General features: G+C 59.3%; 5 protein-coding genes. 1 reads left to right on the top strand and 4 read right to left on the bottom strand.

The genetic code is table 11. From position 1 onward, the window contains the following. Positions 1–327: FAD-dependent oxidoreductase (locus tag JWR14_RS01735; RefSeq protein ID WP_299700307.1), on the bottom strand; the 327-nt coding region annotated here is incomplete at its 3' end. 319 nt (positions 328–646) lie between these two features. On the opposite strand from JWR14_RS01735, the gene JWR14_RS01740 reads away from it, so the two are divergent. Next, positions 647–1,564 carry an AraC family transcriptional regulator gene (locus JWR14_RS01740; RefSeq protein WP_299700310.1) on the top strand — a complete coding sequence of 306 codons (918 nt, stop codon included), beginning with the start codon at positions 647–649 and terminating at the stop codon, positions 1,562–1,564. 26 nt (positions 1,565–1,590) lie between these two features. Here JWR14_RS01740 and JWR14_RS01745 read toward each other — a convergent pair whose 3' ends face one another. The 3 genes from JWR14_RS01745 to tssH form a co-directional block, all read right to left on the bottom strand. Next, positions 1,591–1,944, bottom strand: coding sequence for a DOPA 4,5-dioxygenase family protein (locus JWR14_RS01745; RefSeq protein ID WP_299700311.1), 354 nt, complete (start codon positions 1,942–1,944; stop codon positions 1,591–1,593). A 167-nt stretch (positions 1,945–2,111) separates the two neighbouring features. Continuing rightward, positions 2,112–2,540, bottom strand: a complete 429-nt coding sequence (tssE, locus tag JWR14_RS01750) for a type VI secretion system baseplate subunit TssE (protein WP_299700313.1) — start codon at positions 2,538–2,540, stop codon at positions 2,112–2,114. Further along, positions 2,537–5,224, bottom strand: a complete 2,688-nt coding sequence (tssH, locus tag JWR14_RS01755; protein ID WP_299700315.1) for a type VI secretion system ATPase TssH — start codon at positions 5,222–5,224, stop codon at positions 2,537–2,539. The genes tssE and tssH overlap by 4 nt, the downstream gene beginning before the upstream one ends. Between the last annotated feature and the right edge of the window lie 63 nt (positions 5,225–5,287).

A 5,287-nucleotide genomic window follows, 5' to 3' on the forward strand; every position in this document is an offset into this window, starting at 1 on the left:
GAAGCCCGATGCCTCGAACGCTTTTGCGTTGGTATCGACCATGCCGTCCACGACCTCACGCACTCGGCGATGGACCTGCGTCATATCGACCTTGGCGTCGTGAGCGGCGCCTTGCAATATGTCTGCAGATTGCACCGCATGCATGATGCGCGCGCTTTGAATCAGCGCCTTGCTCGGAATACAGGCCACATTGATACACGAGCCGCCGATCATTCCCTCTTCGACAACGGCCACGCGCTTGCCTGATCTGGCGAGTTCCATCGCCAGTGTCTTGCCGCCTTTTCCACCGCCCAGAAACACGTATTCGAATTGCTCGACCGTCGACATTTTTCAGCTCCCTTTCAGAGGTTTTCGCGTAGCTGAACCGAGCCGTATGGGCGGATTCGCACTACGCCGAGAGAGCGGGTTTGCTTTAGTACACCCTGCCCCCGCCATGACGTAAATGTAGACCTCGGTGCGCCGAACCTCCATGCCGGACCGGATCGAATGGGTGCTCGTTCGTCTCATCGCGTGAGTTTCATTGCGAACGGATTGCGCGAGATGGGCGGCCCGCGCGCAGATTTCGGCCGATCTTCGCACGCTGATTTCTCCGGTAAGATCGTTACGCCGCCGTTAATGCCTTGTCACTTGCGCCTTTCAGCTCACCATGGATGCACTCGACCGACTGATCCAGTTATCCCGCCTGCATGGCGCGCTCGACCTGCGCTGCCTTCTGAGCGGGCAATGGGAACTGGACCATCCGCCCGCTCCTCCGAGCGAAGCGGTGTACCACGTGGTGCTCGCCGGAAGCTGTCTCCTCAAATTCCGCGGGAAAGCGGATGTGCTGCTGGAAACCGGCGATATTGTCATGTTGCCGCGCGGCGATGCTCACGTGCTGCAGGGACTTGATTTGGCTAACAGCGGCAAACATCGTGAGATGGAGAGCCGCGATAATGGCGTGGTGACGGTCCGGTCCAATTGCGGGCCGAATGCCGCGAACCTCGACTTGTTATGCGGACGCTTTAACTACGCCGCGAATGCATTACTTATCGACGTGCTGCCGGATCTCGTGAAAATGTCCTTTGCCCGCGCCGATGTCCCCGACCTCACGCGCATGGTCGGCATGATGCGCAAGGAGGCGAGCGAGGCAGCGCCCGGGGCGTATTCCATTGTGTCGGCGCTTTCCACCGCGTTGTTTACCCTGCTGCTGCGGGCGCATCTTGAACAGCAGCCATCCACTACCGATGTGCTCGCGCTGCTCGCGCATCCGCGGCTTGGGACGTCGGTGATTGCGATGCTGGAACGGCCGGCTGAGCGCTGGACGATCGAGATGCTGGCGCAACAATCGGCGATGTCACGCGCCACCTACATGCGGACCTTCAGCGCGCTAACAGAAGACTCGCCGATGTCCTTGCTCACCCGCATTCGGATGCAGCTTGCAGGGACCTTGCTGATGCGTACATCGAAGAGCATTGCCGAGATTGCGGACAATGTGGGGTATCAGTCGGAGTCGGCGTTCAGCAAGAAATTCAAAGACACGTATGGGGTCGGGCCGGGCGGGTTCAGGAACGCGCGGGAACCTTGAGGTGGACTGAGTGCTTCACGTTTTAATCAGGACGTGAAGATGTCGAGTACCAGTTTGTGCGAGTGACCGATCCACACGGCCGCGTCGCGGTGGTCTCGCAGCGAATCGCCGGTATTGGGATGGAGGAAAACGTCTAGCGCGCCGTGATTCAGCGTCAGCCATTCGACGATATCGGCAAATTGCGCGCGCTCGAACGCGAGCTGGTACGACCATTTCGGATGCGGGCCGACAGGCTTCTCGTGGAACCGGCCGAGTTGCAGAGCATCGCCGAAATGCGTCGCGATTTCCTCGCGAAATTGCCACGCGGCGTCGCGGGTGCTTGCGTCGAAGTAAATGTGAGCGTGCCAGGTTTGGATCTGCGAGGGGGTGAGGAGGGTCATGGAGGGGTGGGGTTGCTGGCGCGGTGAAGGTGGAAAATCTGCTGCCGGGCGCAGTGTTCGGCCTAGTGTGGATATTCTATTACCTCGATGTCTGTCCTGCCCACATTAGCTTTTAACGCCCTATTTTCGTACTTCGCTTCTCTTGTTCAATGCACACCAAAGGCCGGCTACTGGTCAATGTCCTCACGCGTAGTCAGCCGCGCTTGTCCCTCTGGCGTGAAATGCGTGCCGTAGCGCACAAGTCCTCCCTGGTGCAATTCACAGGTCATCGTGAAACTGAGCAACATGCCATCCTCCGTATCGGCGGACGCTATATCGATCGACTTCAAACGTGGCTCGTACTTGAGCAACGTGTCTTCAATCTCGCGCCGAAGCGTATGTGCCGAAGCCGGCATGTGCCGATAAATCTTCGACAGATCACCCAGACCGTAGTCAGGCAGATGCGCGAGGCTTTCCCGGCGACTGTTCAAAATGCGCTGGATGTTATCACGCACAGAGAGGAACGTTTGAGTACTTCTATCGTGCAAGCCAATAGGATCACCGTTCGCAAAATGGCCCGTCACCACTTCGAATAGCCCAGGACCGCCGCGCGTCATGGCGCGACTTCCTCGCTGGGTGCCTCATCGAAATCGACAGCAATTCCGGTTTCGTCCGAATACAACAACCTGAGCGCATGAAGGTTCTGCGCTTGCGACACACTCACCAACAACTCCCGCGAGAGCACCGGCAGGATCTGCTGATCCAGCAGACTGTCGATATTGCGTGCCCCCGAATCCGGCAACTGGCACGCACGCACCAGCTCGCCGATCAGCGCGTCATCGCAGATCAGCGGCACATTGAACTTGCGCTCAATGCGCTGCGCCACCTTCGCAAGCTTCATCCGCACGATCGTGGTCATCGCGTCTGACGAGAGCGGCCGGTAGACCACCGTCTGAAAGCGGGCGAGCAGCGCCGGCTGGAAATGTTCGACAAGCGTGGGCCTGATCGCTTCCATCAGCACGCCCGTGGTGACCTCACCGCCAGCCTCGACCACTGCTTCCTGAGCAGCCGTGATCAGTTCGCTGCCAAGATTCGATGTCATCACAATCACCGTATTGCGAAAGTCGATCACGCGGCCTTCACCATCGCGCATGAAACCGCGATCGAATACTTGATAGAAGACGTTCAACACATCGCGGTGCGCTTTCTCCACTTCGTCGAGCAGAATCACGCTGTAGGGGCGCCGGCGCACGGCTTCGGTCAGCACACCGCCTTGTCCATAGCCCACATAGCCCGGCGGTGAACCTTTGAGCTGAGACACGGTATGAGCTTCCTGGTATTCCGAGAGATTGATCGTGAGAAGTGCGCGTTCACCGCCGAACATCAAGTCGGCGAGCGCTCGCGCCGTTTCGGTTTTGCCCACGCCGGATGGTCCGACCAACAAGAACACCCCAAGCGGCGCGTCTTCAGACTTGAGCCCTGCTTTCGCCGCACGGAGGCTCTTCCCCAGCGCGTGCAATGCATCGTCCTGACCCACCACGACATCGCCAAGCCGCGCCTCCAGTTCGAGAAGCGTCGCAAGTTCATCCGATAGCAAACTGCCCACTGGCACGCCCGTCCAATCCGCGATCACACGCGCGATCGCGGCTTCATCGACTTCTGCGTAAATCAGCGCGTCGTTGCCACGCTGGGCGAGTTGATCGTGCGCCTGTTTGATCGACGGCTGCAAGTCGCGACGCTGGGTTTCATCGGTTGCGCCATGCCACCGCGCGCGTAACGCGAAGAGCGTCAGAATCGTATCCTTTTGTTGCGCGAATTCAACTTCCAGTTGCACCAGTTCGCGCGTGAGCGTTTCCAGACGGGTATCGATAGACCCAAGACGCTGCGCGTATTCAACTGAAGTTGCCCCCTCATCGTGCAGCAAGGCCGCGCGCTCCACTTCGAGCGCTGCGTGTTCTGCTCGCCGCGTGGTGATGGCGATCGGGGTCGCATCGAGACTCATGCGCACGCGTGCTGCCGCGGTATCCAGCAGATCGACGGCCTTGTCCGGCAACTGACGGCCAGTGAGATAACGACGCGATAAGCGAACCGCCGCGCTCACAGCGGCATCAGTGATATGCACGCCATGATGGTGCGCGTAGCGCGCCTTGAGGCCTCGCAGCATCAGGCACGCGTTGTCGTCGTCGGGTTCATCGACCTTGACCATCTGGAAGCGTCGTTCAAGAGCCGCGTCGCGTTCGAAGTATTGTTTGTATTCGGACCAGGTGGTGGCAGCAATCGTGCGTAACTCGCCGCGCGCGAGCGCGGGCTTAAGCAGGTTCGCGGCATCCGCGCCACCTGCCGTGTTGCCTGCGCCAATCAACGTATGTGCTTCGTCGATAAACAAAAGAATCGGCGACACCGACTCTTGAACGGCCTCGATCACGTTCTTCAGTCGCTGCTCGAATTCGCCTTTTACCCCTGCACCTGCTTGCAGAAGACCCAAATCGAGCGTGAGAATCGAAACGTTGCGGATTGTCGCCGGCACATCGCCTTCGATAATCTTCAGCGCGAGCCCTTCGACCAGCGCGGTCTTGCCCACCCCCGGTTCGCCTACGAGGATCGGATTGTTTTTGCGGCGTCGTGCAAGGATATCGACCATCTGGCGAATCTCGATTTCCCGGCCAAACACCGGATCAATCTTGCCGTCGCGCGCTTTCTGTGTGATGTCGATAGTGAAGCGCTGCAGCGCGTCGGAGTCAGCGTGATGAGGCGCGGATGACGGCTGTCCATCGTTCGCAGGCGCAACCTCCGAGGCAGCCGCGATGTCCTTCGGCGCGTCAGTCTGTCCTTCAATCGACACCCGATTCAACTCCGGCATCAAGCGCTCGATCTGCACAGCGGACACACTCAACAACTGCCACGCATCCGGTGCACACAACAGGTGCGGAGAATCCGCGAGCACGGCCAGCAAGTGGGCCGAGCGGATTGCAGGCTGACCGCCCTCAAACGAAGCGCGCAACCACGCGGCTTCCAATATCTGTCCAAGCCGTTGCGACAACCCGGGCTTACCCCGCAACTCACGCGGCAACCGGTCGATGCTCTTCAGCAGACCGTTCCAGATGCCGTCCATCTCCAGCTCATAGCGCCGTGCGATTGCGACCAGATCGCCGTCGCCAAGTTCTAGTAACTTGATCAGCCAGTGCTCAATCTCGATCTCCCTATGCGCACGGGTTTCACACAGGCTTGCTGCTTCAACAAGTGCGCGAGCGCAGTGGTCGTTCAGGCGGCGCAGGAATGGAGAGAGGTCGCGAGGGGTCATGGAGGATCATCGAAGAGGGTTTGAAATACGCACGGAACCTCGAATGAGGCCCGTGCGATCAAA

It is taken from the genome of Caballeronia sp. (genome assembly GCF_028292365.1).
In the GTDB taxonomy this organism is placed as follows: Bacteria; Pseudomonadota; Gammaproteobacteria; order Burkholderiales; family Burkholderiaceae; genus Caballeronia.

What these genes read in the sequence shown, in the direction of transcription:
- JWR14_RS01740 (WP_299700310.1), top strand. Translation starts at nt 647, where the DNA reads ATGGATGCACTCGACCGACTGATCCAGTTATCCCGCCTGCATGGCGCG.
- JWR14_RS01745 (WP_299700311.1), bottom strand. Translation starts at nt 1,944, where the DNA reads ATGACCCTCCTCACCCCCTCGCAGATCCAAACCTGGCACGCTCACATT.
- tssE (WP_299700313.1), bottom strand. Translation starts at nt 2,540, where the DNA reads ATGACGCGCGGCGGTCCTGGGCTATTCGAAGTGGTGACGGGCCATTTT.
- tssH (WP_299700315.1), bottom strand. Translation starts at nt 5,224, where the DNA reads ATGACCCCTCGCGACCTCTCTCCATTCCTGCGCCGCCTGAACGACCAC.